Genomic DNA, 15549 nt, shown 5'->3' with positions numbered 1-15549 from the left:
TTATAGAATTAAATAAATGAGCAATTTAAATACTAAAGCAACTGCGCAGAACACTTATGATGCGATTGTTGTAGGATCTGGCATTAGCGGCGGCTGGGCAGCAAAAGAACTGACAGAAAAAGGTTTAAAAGTTTTACTGCTGGAAAGAGGCAGGAACATTGAACATATAAAAGATTATACCACGGCCATGAAAAAGCCCTGGGAATTTGAACACAGGGGTAAACTGACTGAAGAACAGAAGGCCACGCACCCTGTACAGAAAAGAGACTATCCTTATACAGAATTTAACGAAAGCTTTTGGGTGAACGACCTGGAATGCCCTTATACAGAGGTAAAGCGTTTCGACTGGTACCGTGGCTTTCATGTGGGTGGCAAATCACTGATGTGGGGCCGTCAGAGCTACCGCTTCAGCGACCTGAACTTTGAGGATAACCTGAAAGACGGACATGGGGTAGACTGGCCGATCCGCTACAAGGACATTGCGCCATGGTACGATTACGTGGAGAAATTTGCCGGGATAAGCGGACAGGCAGAAGGCTGGCCGGCATTACCTGACGGACAGTTTTTACCGCCCATGGAAATGAACTGCGTAGAGAAAGAGGTAAAAAAACGAATTGAAGCCAAATGGAACAAATCAAGGATCATGACCATTGGCCGCACGGCGAACCTTACGGTACCCCACGGCGGACGTGGCAGTTGCCAATACCGCAACCTGTGTAGCAGGGGCTGTCCTTTTGGTGCTTACTTTAGTACCCAATCATCTACCCTTCCGGCGGCTGTGGCTACCGGAAACTTAACACTTCGTCCTTTTTCGCTGGTAAATACCATCATTTACGATAAAGAAACACAAAAAGCAAAAGGCGTGGTTGTGATCGATTCCGAAACCAAAGAAACGACAGAATACTTTGCAAAGATTGTATTTGTAAACGGCTCTACACTGGCCTCGACCTTCATTTTATTGAATTCTGTATCTGATGAACATCCCAACGGATTGGGCAATGGCAGCGGACAGCTGGGCCATAATTTAATGGACCACCATTTCCGTTGCGGTGCCAACGGGCGGATTGAAGGTTTTGACGATAAATATACTTACGGCAAACGGGCCAATGGCATTTACATTCCGAGGTATCGGAACATGGGCAATGATAAACGTGACTATGTGAGGGGCTTTGGTTACCAGGGCGGCGGAAGTAGAGGTAACTGGCATGCCGATGTAGCAGAAATGGCTTTCGGTGGCGAGTTTAAAGACCAGATGACCGTACCTGGCTCCTGGAATATGGGCCTGGGTGGTTTTGGTGAATCGCTCCCTTATTTTGAAAACAGGGTGTATATCGATAAGAGCAAGAAAGACAAATGGGGACAACCTGTACTGGCCATTGATTGCGAGTTTAAAGATAACGAACGTAAAATGCGGGTAGACATGATGAACGATGCCGCTGAAATGCTGGAGGCATCTGGTGCAAAAGATGTTAAAACTTTTGACAATGGCTCGGCACCGGGCATGGCCATTCATGAAATGGGTACGGCACGTATGGGCCACGACCCTAAAACATCTGTACTGAACAAATGGAACCAGATGCACGAAGTAAAAAATGTTTTTGTAACAGATGGTTCATGTATGGCCTCTGCTGCCTGTCAGAATCCATCATTAACATATATGGCTTTAACTGCAAGGGCCTGTGATTTTGCAGTTAGTGAATTAAAAAAAGGTAACCTTTAATAATGAAAAGAAAATTAAGAATGGGCATGGTTGGCGGCGGTAAAGATGCTTTCATCGGAGCCGTTCATCGCATTGCTGCAAACATTGACGGGCAAATAGAACTTTGCTGTGGTGCATTGAGCGTCCACCCTGATGTGGCTAAAGAATCAGGAAAAATGTTGTTTCTTCCGGAAGACCGCACGTATTTGAATTTTGAAGAAATGATCCGCAAGGAAAGTCAGCTTCCTGCTGATCAGCGGATTGATTTTGTAACAATAGTTACCCCTAATTTTGCCCATTTTGCACCCGCAATGATGGCATTGGAGCATGGCTTTAATGTGGTGATAGAAAAACCAATTGCCCTTTCGCTGGATGAAGCAAAACAATTGCAGCAGAAGGTGGAAGAAACCGGATTGATTTTATGCCTTACCCATACCTATTCTGGCTATCCTATGGTAAAACAAGCCAGGCAAATGGTAAAAGAAGGAAAATTAGGTGCCATCAGGAAAGTAGTGGTTGAATATCCTCAGGGCTGGTTGAGTACGCTGACCGAAAGGGAAGGCAATGCACAGGCGGCCTGGCGTACTGATCCTTCAAAAAGCGGAAAAAGTGGATGTATGGGCGACATTGGCACCCATGCGGCACAACTGGCCGAATATATTTCCGGCTTAAAGATCAGCAAGCTGTGTGCCGACCTGAACATTGTGGTTCCTGGAAGGGCCCTGGATGATGATGGCAACGTACTGCTGAAATTTGACAACGGTGCAAATGGTATTTTAATGGCTTCGCAAATTGCTGCCGGAGAAGAGAATGCTTTAAAAATAAGGATTTACGGCGAAAAAGGTGGCATGGAATGGCACCAGATGGAACCCAATACCCTGCTGGTTAAATGGCTGAATGAGCCTGCACAGGTTTACAGGGTTGGACAGGCATACATGTCTGACATTGCCAAACACAATACCCGTGTACCGGGTGGACATCCCGAAGGGTACCTGGAGGCCTTTGCCAACATTTACAGGAATTTTGCCTTAACTGTAGCTGCTAAACTTGAGGGCAGTACACCTACTGAGGCCATGCTGGATTTTCCAAGGGTTGAAGATGGGGTAAGAGGAATGGCTTTTATTGAAAACGTAGTGGCATCGAGCCAGTCTGACCAGAAATGGTTTGATTTTAAAATCTGAATAAATGAAAACAATTAAAGGACCGGGTGTATTTTTAGCCCAGTTTATAGGAGATGAGGCCCCGTTTAATTCCTTAGATGCGATATGCGAATGGGCAGCAGGCCTGGGTTTTAAAGGTATACAGATGCCTACCCTGGATGCGAGGTTCATAGACCTGCAAAAAGTATCGGAAAGTAAAACTTATGCCGATGAATTAAAAGGCAGGGTAGCTGGACACGGACTGGAGATCACAGAATTATCTACCCATTTACAGGGACAGCTGGTAGCGGTAAACCCGGCTTACGACCTTGCCTTTGATGCTTTTGCACCAGATGCTTACAAAAACAATCCAAAAGCAAGAACAGAATGGGCGGTACAGCAGCTGAAATATGCGGCCAAGGCCTCTCAGAACCTTGGCTTAAATGCACATGCCACTTTTAGCGGTTCGCTGTTATGGCATATGTTCCATCCCTGGCCGCAACGCCCGGAAGGATTGGTGGATGCCGGTTTTACAGAGCTGGCAAAAAGATGGATGCCCATCCTGAACGAATTTGATGCCTGTGGCGTAGACGTTTGTTATGAGATCCATCCGGGTGAGGACCTCTTTGATGGCATCACTTACGAGATGTTCCTGGAAAAGGTGAACAACCACCCCCGCGCCTGTTTGCTTTACGATCCTTCACATTTTGTATTGCAGCAGCTGGATTACATCCAGTACATAGATTTTTACCATGAGCGCATCAAAGCCTTCCATGTGAAGGATTCTGAATTTAACCCCACTGGTCGGCAGGGTACTTTTGGCGGCTACCAAAGCTGGGCCAACCGTGCCGGAAGGTACCGTTCGCCGGGTGATGGACAGGTTGATTTTAAGACCATCTTCAGCAAATTGGCGCAGTACGATTATACCGGTTGGGCGGTGATGGAATGGGAATGCTGCATCAAGGATGCGCAGGTTGGTGCAAAGGAAGGTGCAGAATTTATCCGCAAGAACATCATTAAGGTAACCGACAGGGCATTTGACGATTTTGCGGCTTCGGGCGGGAATGATGATTTTAACAAGAAGATCTTAGGCTTATAATAAATACACAAATGAAAAAAACACTATTTATCCTGGGCTGCTATGTACTCGCAATGACAGCTTGTGCTAGTCCGGAAGAAAGGGCTGCTGCCCTTAAACAAGCAGAAACTACTAAAGATACTGCCGGGAATGGGGCGGCAACTTCTGCATCTGCGGCCGACATTACAGCGGGGGAACAACTGATTGCAAAGAATGACTGCATTGGCTGCCACAATAAAGACAATAAGATCATTGGCCCAGCCTATGTAGACATTGCGGCCAAATATCCTTTAAATGAAGGAAATGTGAACCACCTGGTAGAGAAAGTCATCAGTGGTGGTAAAGGGGTATGGGGCGAGATCCCGATGACACCTCACGATGCCTTAAATAAGGATGATGTAAAAAAAATGGTTACTTATATTTTATCGGTCAAAAAATAAACCAGCAAGGTCATGGAAAAATCGAGACGTAATTTTCTAAAAACAAGCGCAGTAGCAGCTTCTGCATTTATGATTGTGCCCCGTCATGTACTGGGTGGCAAAGGTTTTTTAGCCCCAAGCGACAGGCTGATCGTTGCCAGTATAGGTGCCGGTGGCAAGGGCAAAGCAGATATTGCGGGAATTTATAAAAGTGGCAAGGCCGATATTGCTTTTCTTTGTGATGTGCACGACAGCAGGGCTGCCGATAGCGTAAAAGCTTTTCCTAAAGCAAAATATTATAAGGACTACCGTCAGATGCTGGATAAAGAAGCCAAACATTTTGATGCAGTCTCTGTTTCTACACCCGACCATAACCATACCATTCAGGCACTTGCTGCTATGCAGCTGGGCAAGCATGTATATGTGCAGAAACCACTGACCCATGACATTTATGAAGCGCGGATGCTGACTTCAGCTGCCGATAAATACAAAGTGGTAACCCAGATGGGTAACCAGGGCGCATCTAACGATGGCCCCAGGCTCATGAAAGAATGGTATGATGCCGGCCTGATTGGGGATGTACATACCGTTTATGCCTGGACTGACAGGCCGGTATGGCCACAGGGTATTCCCTGGTCGGCCAATAAAGCACAAGTACCTGCAGACCTGGCCTGGAACTTATGGCTGGGTACCGCACCCTATAAAGATTATGTAGACAAACTGGTACCTTTTAACTGGCGTGGCTGGTGGGATTACGGTACCGGTGCACTTGGCGATATGGGTTGCCACCTGCTGGAAGCCCCATTCAGTATACTGAACTTAAAATATGCTACCGAGGTTCAGGCCAGTGTGGGCTCTGTGTATGTAGATGAGTTTAAAAGAGGATATTTTCCAGACAGCTGCCCGCCATCCAGCCATGTAACCTTAAAATTCCCTAAAACCAATAAAACCCAGGGCGACATTGTGGTACATTGGATGGACGGTGGCATTCAGCCGGAAAGACCAGAAGAACTGGGTGCCAACGATGTGTTTGGCGATGGCGGCAACGGAACTTTGTTTATAGGCACTAAAGGTAAAATGATGGCTGGCACTTATGGCCGGAACCCCCGCTTATTGCCATTGAGCAGGAACGAAAATTTAAATGTGGCGCAAAAATTTGCCCGTGTACCGGATGGCGAGAATGGCCATTACAAACAATGGGTTGATGGCTGTATTGCCGGCTATGGCAAACAGGAACTGAGCTCGCCCTTTTCAATTGCCGGCCCGCTTACAGAATCACTGCTGATGGCAAACCTGGCCATCAGGGCTACAGACATACAGCGCAAAGATGCAGAAGGCAAAATTAAATATCCGGGCAGAAACATTAAGCTATTGTGGGACAATGCCAACATGAGGATCACCAATTTTGATGACGTAAACCAATTTGTAAAAAGAGAATACCGTACAGGATGGTAAGCAAAACCTGCTAACTTTAAACAACCAAAACCAATTATAAAAACATGAAACAATATATTTTTTCGGCCATGATACTTACCCTGATGGGCGGTAGTATTGCAAACGCCCAGTCGGGCAAAAAAGGATTTACTAAATTATTTGATGGCAAAACCACCAAAGGCTGGCATACTTACGGTAAAACCACTACCGGATCAAAATGGAAAGTTGAAGATGGCACCCTTCATTTTACACCTGCGGGAGATAAAAGTGAGGGTGGCGACCTGGTAACAAACGATGAATACAGCAATTTCCACTTAAAACTCGACTGGAAGGTTGCCCCTAAAGCCAATAGCGGTATCATTTTTTATGTACATGAGGATGCAGCAAAATATCCGCAAACCTATAGTACGGGGCTGGAAATGCAGGTGCTGGACAATGATGGCCATCCTGATGGCAAGATCACCAAACATCGTGCAGGCGACCTGTATGATCTGGTAAAAAGCAGCTCAGAACCGGTTAAACCTGTGGGCGAATGGAATACTGCCGAGATCATTTCTAAAAATGGCAAGCTGGAACAATACCTGAATGGCGTAAAAGTGGTATCTACCACGCTTTGGGATGAGAACTGGAAAAACCTGGTTGCAGGAAGTAAATTTGCCAAATGGGAAAACTGGGGTACTTTTAAATCTGGTAAAATTGCTTTGCAGGATCATGGCAATGAGGTATGGTACCGCAACATCATGATTAAAAAGCTGTAATTCACCGAAAAAATAAGAATAATCAACCAAACATGAATTTAAACAACCGCATTAAATTATCCACCATGATGTTCCTGGAGTTTTTCATCTGGGGCTCCTGGTTTGTGACCATGGGTACTTACCTGGGCAAAAACCTGTTGTCAGATGGTGTACAAATTGGCTCTGCCTATAGTACCCAGTCGCTGGGCGCTATCATTGCCCCATTTATTATTGGCTTAATTGCCGACAGGTTTTTTGCGGCACAAAAAATACTCGGGGTTTTACACCTGGCTGGAGGTGCCCTGCTGTGGTTTGCTTCTACCTCACTAAATTTCGAAAGCTTTTTCCCTTTCATCTTAGGCTATATGATTGCTTATATGCCTACGCTGGCACTGGTCAATTCCATTTCCTTTAAGCAAATGAAAGATCCGGAAAAAGAATTTCCTTCTATCCGTGTGTTTGGAACCATTGGCTGGATTGTAGCCGGGATCATCATTGGCTGGTTAAATTGGGAACAATCAGGAAACCTGGTGCTTACCTTTAAAATGGCAGCTGTAGCCTCAATAGTCCTGGGCTTGCTGAGTTTTGCACTTCCACATACACCTCCGGCAAAAAAAGGAGAAAAAACGAGTTTAGGGGATATTCTTGGCCTGGATGCACTAAAACTGCTTAAAAACAAGTCTTTCCTGATCTTCTTTATTGCCTCCATTGCGATCTGTATTCCACTGGCCTTCTATTATAATTTTACCAATCCCTTCCTGAACGAAATTGGGGTAAAAGCTGCCGCCGGGGTCCAGGTATTGGGCCAGGCCTCAGAAACCTTGTTTATGTTGCTGATGCCATTGTTCTTTATCCGCCTGGGCGTTAAAAAGATGCTGGCCATCGGAATGATTGCCTGGGTAGCCAGGTATTTGTTTTTTGCGTTTGGCAATGCCGATGCAAATTACTGGATGCTGATTGGCGGTATTGTACTGCACGGCATCTGTTACGATTTCTTTTTTGTTACCGGTCAGATTTATACGGACAGGCTTGCCGGAGAGCGGTTTAAAAGTGCTGCACAGGGTTTCATTACATTGGCAACTTATGGTGTAGGTATGCTGATCGGCTCTATTATTTCTGGCATGGTAGTAGATAAATATGTAGTAGATGGCAGCCATTTATGGAAAGAAATATGGATGATACCTGCAGCTATTTCTGCAGCAGTAGCCATTATGTTCCTCTTATTCTTTAGTGACAAAAAGAAGGTTGAGGCTTAAGAAAACAGAAAAATGAACAAAGATTTAAGCAGAAGAACTGCATTGAAAAACATTGTTGCCGGAACTGCTGCTTTAGGCGTTTCGGCAGCAATACCCGCTTTTGCTGCAGCATCACAACAATCCACTATGTTAAAAGGAAATGTAAACCACGCTGTGTGCCGCTGGTGCTTTAGCAAGATGGACCTGGACAGCCTGTGTATAGAAGCCAAAAAGATTGGCATTAAAGCCATTGATCTGGTAGGGCCTAAAGACTGGCCTACACTTAAAAAACATGGCCTGTACTCATCTATGTGCAACGGCGCCGAGATTAACCTGGTAGACGGGTGGAACGACCCGCAATTTCACCCTACATTGATCAAAAACTATTCGGAAATGATTCCTAAAGTGGCAGAAGCCGGTTATACCCAGCTCATCTGTTTTAGTGGGAGCCGTCGCGGTAAAGATGACGAAACAGGATGGAAAAACTGTGTAGATGGTCTGAAACAGGTATTACCACTGGCAGAAAAACATGGTGTGGTACTGGTTATGGAACTGCTGAACAGTAAGGTTAACCATAAAGATTACCAGTGCGACCATACAGAATGGGGTGTTGAACTGTGCAAAAGACTAGGTTCTGAAAATTTTAAACTGCTATACGACATTTACCACATGCAGATTGATGAGGGCAATGTCATCAGCAATATACAAACCTATCACCCTTACATTTCGCATTATCATACTGCCGGTGTACCTGGAAGGAATGAGATTGACGATACCCAGGAACTGTATTACCCCGCCATTGTTAAAGCGATTGTGGCTACGGGCTTTAAAGGCTACCTGGCACAGGAATTTATTCCTAAATATGCAGATAAGATCAAATCATTAAGAGACGCCGTAAATATATGCGACGTATAATCCAATCCTTATGAATTCGAGAAGAACTTTTATTAAACATGCGGGCCTGGCAGCAGCAGGGGCGGTACTCCTGCCCTCTTTTGCCTGCAGCGGAGCTGCTGCGGAACAAAAAGTCGGGCTCCAGTTGTACACCCTAAGGGAGCAGATCCCCCATGATGTAAAGGGTGTAATTGAAAAAATTGCCCAGGCTGGCTACAAAGAGGTTGAGACCTTTGGTTATTCGGCAAATGCTGGCTATTGGGGCCAGGATCCCAAATCCTTTAAAGACCTGCTTAAAGCCAATGGATTAACCAGTCCGAGCGGGCATTTTGTGATTGACGATTTCATCACCTCTGACAATAAGGAATTGTTAAAGCCACTTATAGAAGGTGCGGCCGCCATCAACAACCAGTATTTTACTGTCGCCCACATAGCCGAGCCGATCAGAAAAACGCTGGATGATTACAAAAAAATTACTGCACGTCTGAACGAGGCCGCAGAGCTGGTGGCACAATCGGGCTTAAAACTGGCTTACCATAACCATGCATTTGAGTTCGATAAGCACGAAGGGGGAAGTACTGGATACGAGATCATGCTGAACGGAACCGATAAAAACCTGATCAGGTTTGAAATGGACCTGTACTGGGTGGTGCGTTCGGGGAATGATCCTGTTGCGTTGTTTAACAAATATCCCGGCCGTTTTGTGATGTGGCATGTGAAAGATATGGACAAAGCCAATCATGCCATCAATACCGAAGTAGGTACCGGTACAATTGATTTCAAAAACATTTATAAGCATGCCAAGCAGGCCGGACTGGAGCACCTGATCGTTGAACAGGAAAACTTCTCCAAGGACCCTTATGTCAGCATCAAGCAAAGCTTTGATTATGTAAACCAGAAACTGATTTAGGCAGAAATAGCTGAATAAATTAACAGGGATTGGTTGCAGACAGCCAATCCCTTTTTTATGATGGAAAAAATGCCCATCTTTGGAGCCTATTATTCACCATAAATACAACTGATTAAATAAATTAAAAACAAGTAAAACAACAATTAGAGAAAACATGAAAATTGCAGTAGTTGGTGCTACCGGTCTGGTAGGCACCGTAATGTTAAAAGTATTAGAAGAGCGTAACTTCCCGTTAACTGAATTGATCCCTGTAGCTTCTGAAAAGAGCGTTGGTAAGCAAATCACGTTCAAGGGTAAGCAGTACGCTGTTGTAAACATGGATACTGCGATTTCGATGAGACCTGATATTGCGTTGTTTTCTGCAGGTGGCAGCACTTCATTGGCTGAAGCCCCTCGTTTTGCTGCGGTAGGTACTACAGTGATCGACAATTCATCTGCATGGCGCATGGATCCGTCGAAAAAGCTGATCGTACCTGAAGTAAATGCCAATGTTTTGTCGGCCGACGACAAGATCATTGCCAATCCTAACTGTTCAACTATCCAAATGGTAGTGGCCTTAAAGCCACTTCATGATAAATATAAGATCAAACGCGTAGTCGTTTCTACCTACCAATCCGTTACCGGAACAGGTGTTAAAGCTGTTGACCAGCTGATGAACGAGCGTAAAGGTATTACAGATGGCCCTATGGCTTATGCCTATCCTATTGATTTAAACGTAATCCCTCAGATTGATGTTTTCCAGGATAACGGCTATACCAAAGAGGAAATGAAAATGATCCTGGAAACCCAGAAAATTATGGGCGATAACAGCATCAGGGTTACGGCAACTACAGTACGTATCCCCGTAATGGGAGGGCACTCTGAATCGGTAAACATAGAGTTTGAGCATGATTTTGATGTTGCTGAAGTAAAAGACCTGCTGGCCAATACTGAAGGGGTGATTCTGGTAGACGACCCGGCAAACCTGAAATACCCGATGCCTAAAGATGCACATGAGAAAGATGAAGTATTTGTAGGCAGGATAAGAAGGGATGAATCGTTACCAAATACATTGAATATGTGGATTGTAGCAGATAACCTGCGTAAAGGTGCTGCAACAAATGCTGTTCAGATTGCGGAATACCTGGTAAAAGAAGAACTGATATAATTTTTCTTTTGTAAACGTTAATAAGGGTGTCCGGATTTTTTGGACACCCTATTTTTTTAATCCTATGTTTAAAACACCACTAAGCCTGTTATTGCTGCTGATCAGCAGTATTACCTGGGCTCAGACACCGGTTCAAAAGCTGGAAAGGGCCTTTAATGATTTTCTGGCCGATCCTCAGACCAGGTATGCCTCAACTTCCCTGCTGGTGCTGGATGCCAATACCGGAAAAACCTTATTTGGCAGAAATGAAAATATTGGCCTGGCCACGGCCTCTACCTTAAAAACCATTACTGCAGCAACCGCATTCAATATCCTTGGAAAAGATTTTCAGTTTCAGACCACACTGGGTTACACAGGGCAGCTGACTCCCGACGGTACGTTAAAGGGGAACCTGGTGATTACAGGAAGTGGAGATCCGACCCTGGGTTCAGCCCGTTATCAGAACAAAGAAAAGGCGGTGCTAGACCAATGGGTGAATGCCATTAGTGCAGCAGGTATAAAGCGGATTGAAGGAATGGTGATTGGTGATGACCGTATTTTTGGAACACAGACCACTCCTGAAGGCTGGACCTGGCAGGACATTGGCAATTATTATGGTGCCGGAACTTCCGGACTGGCCTGGCGTGAAAATCAGTTTGACATTCATCTGCAGCCCGGACAGGGTATAAATACAGCGGTAAAGCTTTTACGTACTGTTCCCGAAATGCCTTATTTAAAGCTGGTGAACGAGCTCAAAACGGGGGCTTCAGGTACTGGCGACAATGCTTATGCTTTTCTGCCGCCTTACAGCAATATTGGCTATCTGAGAGGCAGCTGGGGCATGGGGATCGGTAAAAATGGGATCTCTGCGGCGCTTCCCGACCCGGCGTTCGACTGCGCCTACCGTTTACAGGATACCCTGAAAAGATTGGGGATCAGTACAGCAAAACCTGCAACAAGTGCACGTCTGATGGCGCTAAACGGTGAAGAACTACCGGGAATTACAAAGAACTTAAGCAGCATCAGCTCTCCACCCTTAAGTGAAATTGTATTCTGGTTCCTGAAGAAAAGCATCAACCTGTATGGAGAAACACTATTGAAAACACTGGCATTAAAATCAGGAAAAATGGCTAAAACTACTGAAGGGGCTAAGGCTGAAATTAACTTCTGGGCAGATAAGGGCATCGACAGAAATGCGCTGAACATCATCGATGGCAGTGGCCTGTCTCCTGCAAACCGTGTAACCGCCGCAGCTATGGGCAGCATTTTATTTATGGCCCAGACGGCCTCCTGGTTTAACGATTACTACAAGGCCTTTCCGGAATATAACGGAATGAAAATTAAAAGCGGCACCATTAACGATGTATCAGCCTTTGCAGGCTATTATACAAATGGGGCCGGTAATAAATACATCATTGTCATCAATATCAACAATTATTCAGGGTCGGGCATCAACCGTAAACTCTTTAAAGTATTGGATGCTTTAAAGTAATTGGTAAATTGCAACCTTTTCCAGAATTAGAACCCATTAACTGATTAAATGAAGAACATCATTGCCTTATGCTGCTTTTGTTTAGTAAGCTACACCGTTACAGGTCAGACTTCCGTTTCCCCTGCTCCTGCTTTATCTGCTGAAACCGCCAGTATATTGAACAGCCCTCCGGAGATAGCCATTATACCAGAACCGGTGGCCATAGTTAAACAGGAAGGCTATTTTATTTTACCTGCCAATGTAACCATACAATGTGCCGATGTGCCGGAAAACAAGCAGGCGCTTGCCTTTCTGGAAGAGCGGCTTTCTGCCGCAACAGGCAGTTATGTTTCGGCAGTGAGCAAAACTACGCCATCGGCCAGCATTAAACTGCTCATCAACGATAAAGCTGACCATACACTGGCTGCAGAAGGGTACCATTTGCAGGTTACACCCAACCACATTACCATCAGGGCCAATAAACCAGCCGGACTTTTTTATGGTGTACAAACACTGTTGCAGCTTTTTCCTGCGGCCATAGAAAGCAAGGAAAAGGTGCAAGATATAGAATGGAAAGCCCCTTGTGTTGAAATCACAGACTATCCGCGTGTAGGCTGGCGGGGGTTGATGTTTGATGTTGCCCGTCATTTTTTTACCAAAGAAGAGGTAAAACAATACATTGATGCGATGGTACGCTACAAATACAATGTACTGCATTTGCACCTGACTGATGATGAAGGCTGGAGAATAGAAATTAAAGGCCTGCCTAAATTAACTGAAGTTGGGGCATGGAATGTAAAAAAAGTGGGTGAGTTTGGAAACTTCATCCCCCCTGTAGCAGATGAGCCGCGTAATTATGGCGGTTTTTATACCCAGGACGACATCAGGGAGCTGGTAGCCTATGCCAAAGCAAGGTTTGTAAATATTTTACCCGAAATAGATGTACCTGGCCACAGTTTGGCAGCAGTGAGTTCCTATCCGGAGCTTTCCTGTACACCGGGTGCTGAAAATTACCGCGTACGTTCAGGAGAAAGGATCATGGACTGGTCTAGAGGTGCCCCTCCTATTGCCCTGGTAGACAACACACTTTGTCCGGCCAATGAAAAAGTATACAGCTTTCTGGATACCATAATTACACAGGTTGCAGCTTTATTTCCGTTCGACTATATCCATATGGGCGGTGATGAGGCCCCATTCAATTTCTGGGAGAAAAACGACTCCGTTAAAGCACTGATGCAGAAAGAAGGATTAAAAGATATGCATCAGGTACAGGGTTACTTTGAAAAACGCGTACAGAAAATTGTAGAAGCAAAGGGCAAGAAATTTATTGGCTGGGATGAGATTTTAGATGGCGATCTGCCATCCAGCGCTGCTGTGATGAGCTGGCGGGGCATGAAATACGGAACCGAAGCCGCAAAAAAGAAACATGAAGTAGTGATGAGTCCAAGCACTTTTGCTTACCTGGATTATATGCAGGCCGATGCCATTACCGAACCCAGGGTGTATGCTTCATTGCGTTTAAGCAAGTCTTACGAGTTTGATCCGGTACCGGCAGATGTGGACCCTAAATACATTAAAGGCGGACAGGCAAACTTATGGACGGAACAGGTATATAACATTCGTCAGGCCGAATACATGACCTGGCCAAGGGGCATGGCCATTGCCGAATCGGTATGGTCGCCAGCCGCCAAAAAGAACTGGACCAATTTCTTTGGCCGTGTAGAACAGCATTTCAAGCGACTGGATGTGGCCGAAACCAAGTATGCACCAAGTGTGTATGACCCGATATTTAAGGTCAGCAGATCGGCAGACAGGCAGCTCCAGATAGAGCTGAGCACGGAGGTAGAGGGCCTGGACATTTATTACAGCTTTGACAATTCTTTTCCTGACCGCTTTTATCCGAAGTACACAGAGAAATTGACACCGCCAAAAGATGCGACCATGTTAAAGGTGATCACTTACAGGGGGAAAAACCAGGTAGGCAGGATGATGAACATGCCAATAGAGGAGCTGAACAAAAGAGCAGGTAAAAAATAAAGATTATAGAAATTGAGGTACTTCGTACACATCGGTTACAATGGCTTAAAATACAATGGCTGGCAAAAACAGCCTGGGGTGATGAACGTGCAGGGTGTGATAGAAAATGCGCTCAGTCAGGTGTTAAAAACACCCGTATTTATCATCGGATGCGGGCGCACGGATGCGCATGTACATGCAAGCCAGTTTTTCTTTCATATGGATGTGGAGCAGGGCTGGGATTTTGATCTTGTGTTCAGGATGAACAAGCTGCTGCCTGCGGGAATTGCCATTTTTGAGGTTATCCAGATGGATGGTTTGCAGCATGCCCGTTTTGATGCTGTATTGCGCTCGTACGATTATTTTATCCATACCTATAAAGATCCCTTTTTAAGTGGCCTCAGCTCATTTTACCTGCTGGATAAGCTGGACTTTGATAAAATGAAACAGGCCGCGGCGATATTACCGAAATACAAAGATTTCAGGGCCTTCTGTACCAGTCCGGATAAATATGAACATACCCTGTGCAATGTGATGTCGGCCAGTCTTGCTGTAGATGAAAATGGCGATAAACTCCGCTTCCAGATCTCTTCGAACCGTTTTTTGAGTAAAATGATCCGGATCATTATGGGACAGCTGTTGAAGATTGGGCGTGGGGTATTGAGTGTGGATGAATTTGAACATTACCTTATTTACAACCAAACGCCCGAACTGATTACCCCGGCACATCCACAGGGGCTGTATTTATCTAAAGTTACCTACCCCTACCTGAATTTGCCACCCCGAACTGAATTTTCGTCTATCCTGCAAAAGCAATCGGACTTATCCTGGCAGCTGCTATAAGCCTGCAGATGTGCATAAACTACTATTGATATTCTGCACGGTTTTTGCTAGCTTTAATAGAGGGCTTCATTAAAAAGAAGACAATCTGTATGACAGTTATTCAAAAAATTGAGCGTTGGGGCGATGTCCATCATGCCAAATGGCTTGACGTGATCCGTATTGTATTGGGCATACTTATTTTTAGTAAGGGCATTGCCATTGTGAGCAATACCAATTCGCTACAGGACATGCTGCTGCAAAATAATACATTTGGTTTTTCGGGCATGATGTGGAGCGTGGCCATTCATATTGTTGGCTTTGTGCACCTGGTTGGCGGCCTTTTAATTGCCATTGGCCTGCTTACACGCTTTGCAGCAGTGATCCAGATCCCTATTTTACTTTGTGCTGTACTTTTTGTGAACCTGGCCCAGGGCTTTTCGGCCCTTAACAGTGAGCTTTGGTTATCCATTATTGTATTGCTCTTGCTGGTATTGTTCTGGGTAATTGGCTCGGGTCCCTTTTCTGTTGATCAGGCCATGAAAAAGAGACCTAATATTTACAGATAAGCT

14 protein-coding genes are annotated in these 15549 nt (G+C 45.2%); all 14 read left to right on the top strand.

Translation table 11 applies throughout. The features are described 5' to 3' along the window. Positions 1-16: 16 nt before the first annotated feature. The 14 genes from HDC92_RS22515 to HDC92_RS22450 all read left to right on the top strand — a co-directional run bounded on the left by HDC92_RS22515 (position 17) and on the right by HDC92_RS22450 (position 15546). Positions 17-1720 (top strand): GMC oxidoreductase, encoded by a 1704-nt coding sequence (locus tag HDC92_RS22515; RefSeq protein WP_183877199.1) that lies wholly within the window; start codon positions 17-19, stop codon positions 1718-1720. A gap of 2 nt (positions 1721-1722) precedes the next feature. Further along, the gene (locus tag HDC92_RS22510; protein ID WP_183877198.1) at positions 1723-2880 is read left to right on the top strand and encodes a Gfo/Idh/MocA family protein; all 1158 of its coding nucleotides are present in this window, start codon (positions 1723-1725) and stop codon (positions 2878-2880) included. Positions 2881-2884: 4 nt separating this feature from the next. Beyond that, positions 2885-3937 (top strand): sugar phosphate isomerase/epimerase family protein, encoded by a 1053-nt coding sequence (locus HDC92_RS22505; RefSeq protein ID WP_183877197.1) that lies wholly within the window; start codon positions 2885-2887, stop codon positions 3935-3937. An 11-nt stretch (positions 3938-3948) separates the two neighbouring features. Beyond that, positions 3949-4356 carry a c-type cytochrome gene (locus HDC92_RS22500; RefSeq protein ID WP_183877196.1) on the top strand — a complete coding sequence of 136 codons (408 nt, stop codon included), beginning with the start codon at positions 3949-3951 and terminating at the stop codon, positions 4354-4356. A 12-nt stretch (positions 4357-4368) separates the two neighbouring features. Beyond that, on the top strand, positions 4369-5790 hold the full coding sequence (locus HDC92_RS22495; protein ID WP_015809449.1) for a Gfo/Idh/MocA family protein: 1422 nt from the start codon (positions 4369-4371) through the stop codon (positions 5788-5790). Between the two features lie 44 nt (positions 5791-5834). Further along, complete coding sequence (locus tag HDC92_RS22490; protein WP_183877195.1) at positions 5835-6527, top strand: DUF1080 domain-containing protein; 693 nt, start codon at positions 5835-5837, stop codon at positions 6525-6527. 32 nt (positions 6528-6559) lie between these two features. Beyond that, entirely contained in the window at positions 6560-7762 is a 1203-nt protein-coding gene (locus HDC92_RS22485) for a nucleoside permease (RefSeq protein ID WP_015809451.1), read from the top strand. Between the two features lie 12 nt (positions 7763-7774). After that, positions 7775-8656, top strand: coding sequence for a hydroxypyruvate isomerase family protein (locus tag HDC92_RS22480; protein WP_183877194.1), 882 nt, complete (start codon positions 7775-7777; stop codon positions 8654-8656). A gap of 10 nt (positions 8657-8666) precedes the next feature. Further along, positions 8667-9545 (top strand): sugar phosphate isomerase/epimerase family protein, encoded by an 879-nt coding sequence (locus tag HDC92_RS22475; protein ID WP_183877193.1) that lies wholly within the window; start codon positions 8667-8669, stop codon positions 9543-9545. Positions 9546-9699: 154 nt separating this feature from the next. Further along, complete coding sequence (locus HDC92_RS22470; protein ID WP_015809454.1) at positions 9700-10692, top strand: aspartate-semialdehyde dehydrogenase; 993 nt, start codon at positions 9700-9702, stop codon at positions 10690-10692. A gap of 64 nt (positions 10693-10756) precedes the next feature. Beyond that, positions 10757-12163, top strand: a complete 1407-nt coding sequence (dacB, locus tag HDC92_RS22465) for a D-alanyl-D-alanine carboxypeptidase/D-alanyl-D-alanine-endopeptidase (protein WP_183877192.1) — start codon at positions 10757-10759, stop codon at positions 12161-12163. A gap of 48 nt (positions 12164-12211) precedes the next feature. Beyond that, positions 12212-14179, top strand: coding sequence for a beta-N-acetylhexosaminidase (locus tag HDC92_RS22460; protein WP_183877191.1), 1968 nt, complete (start codon positions 12212-12214; stop codon positions 14177-14179). Positions 14180-14191: 12 nt separating this feature from the next. Further along, positions 14192-15001 carry a tRNA pseudouridine synthase A gene (locus HDC92_RS22455; RefSeq protein ID WP_183877190.1) on the top strand — a complete coding sequence of 270 codons (810 nt, stop codon included), beginning with the start codon at positions 14192-14194 and terminating at the stop codon, positions 14999-15001. Between the two features lie 89 nt (positions 15002-15090). Further along, positions 15091-15546, top strand: coding sequence for a DoxX family protein (locus tag HDC92_RS22450; protein ID WP_015809458.1), 456 nt, complete (start codon positions 15091-15093; stop codon positions 15544-15546). Positions 15547-15549 lie beyond the last annotated feature (3 nt).

Source organism: Pedobacter sp. AK017, assembly GCF_014200825.1.
GTDB classification, from domain to species: domain Bacteria; phylum Bacteroidota; class Bacteroidia; order Sphingobacteriales; family Sphingobacteriaceae; genus Pedobacter; species Pedobacter heparinus.
The sequence above is the reverse complement of the archived record's forward strand: the minus strand, read 5'-3'. Positions and strand labels throughout refer to the sequence as shown.

Bases quoted from the DNA above. Each gene is read 5' to 3' on its own strand.
- HDC92_RS22515 (WP_183877199.1), top strand. From the start codon at position 17: ATGAGCAATTTAAATACTAAAGCAACTGCGCAGAACACTTATGATGCG.
- HDC92_RS22500 (WP_183877196.1), top strand. From the start codon at position 3,949: ATGAAAAAAACACTATTTATCCTGGGCTGCTATGTACTCGCAATGACA.
- HDC92_RS22480 (WP_183877194.1), top strand. From the start codon at position 7,775: ATGAACAAAGATTTAAGCAGAAGAACTGCATTGAAAAACATTGTTGCC.
- HDC92_RS22510 (WP_183877198.1), top strand. From the start codon at position 1,723: ATGAAAAGAAAATTAAGAATGGGCATGGTTGGCGGCGGTAAAGATGCT.
- HDC92_RS22495 (WP_015809449.1), top strand. From the start codon at position 4,369: ATGGAAAAATCGAGACGTAATTTTCTAAAAACAAGCGCAGTAGCAGCT.
- HDC92_RS22460 (WP_183877191.1), top strand. From the start codon at position 12,212: ATGAAGAACATCATTGCCTTATGCTGCTTTTGTTTAGTAAGCTACACC.
- dacB (WP_183877192.1), top strand. From the start codon at position 10,757: ATGTTTAAAACACCACTAAGCCTGTTATTGCTGCTGATCAGCAGTATT.
- HDC92_RS22505 (WP_183877197.1), top strand. From the start codon at position 2,885: ATGAAAACAATTAAAGGACCGGGTGTATTTTTAGCCCAGTTTATAGGA.
- HDC92_RS22450 (WP_015809458.1), top strand. From the start codon at position 15,091: ATGACAGTTATTCAAAAAATTGAGCGTTGGGGCGATGTCCATCATGCC.
- HDC92_RS22475 (WP_183877193.1), top strand. From the start codon at position 8,667: ATGAATTCGAGAAGAACTTTTATTAAACATGCGGGCCTGGCAGCAGCA.
- HDC92_RS22490 (WP_183877195.1), top strand. From the start codon at position 5,835: ATGAAACAATATATTTTTTCGGCCATGATACTTACCCTGATGGGCGGT.
- HDC92_RS22470 (WP_015809454.1), top strand. From the start codon at position 9,700: ATGAAAATTGCAGTAGTTGGTGCTACCGGTCTGGTAGGCACCGTAATG.
- HDC92_RS22485 (WP_015809451.1), top strand. From the start codon at position 6,560: ATGAATTTAAACAACCGCATTAAATTATCCACCATGATGTTCCTGGAG.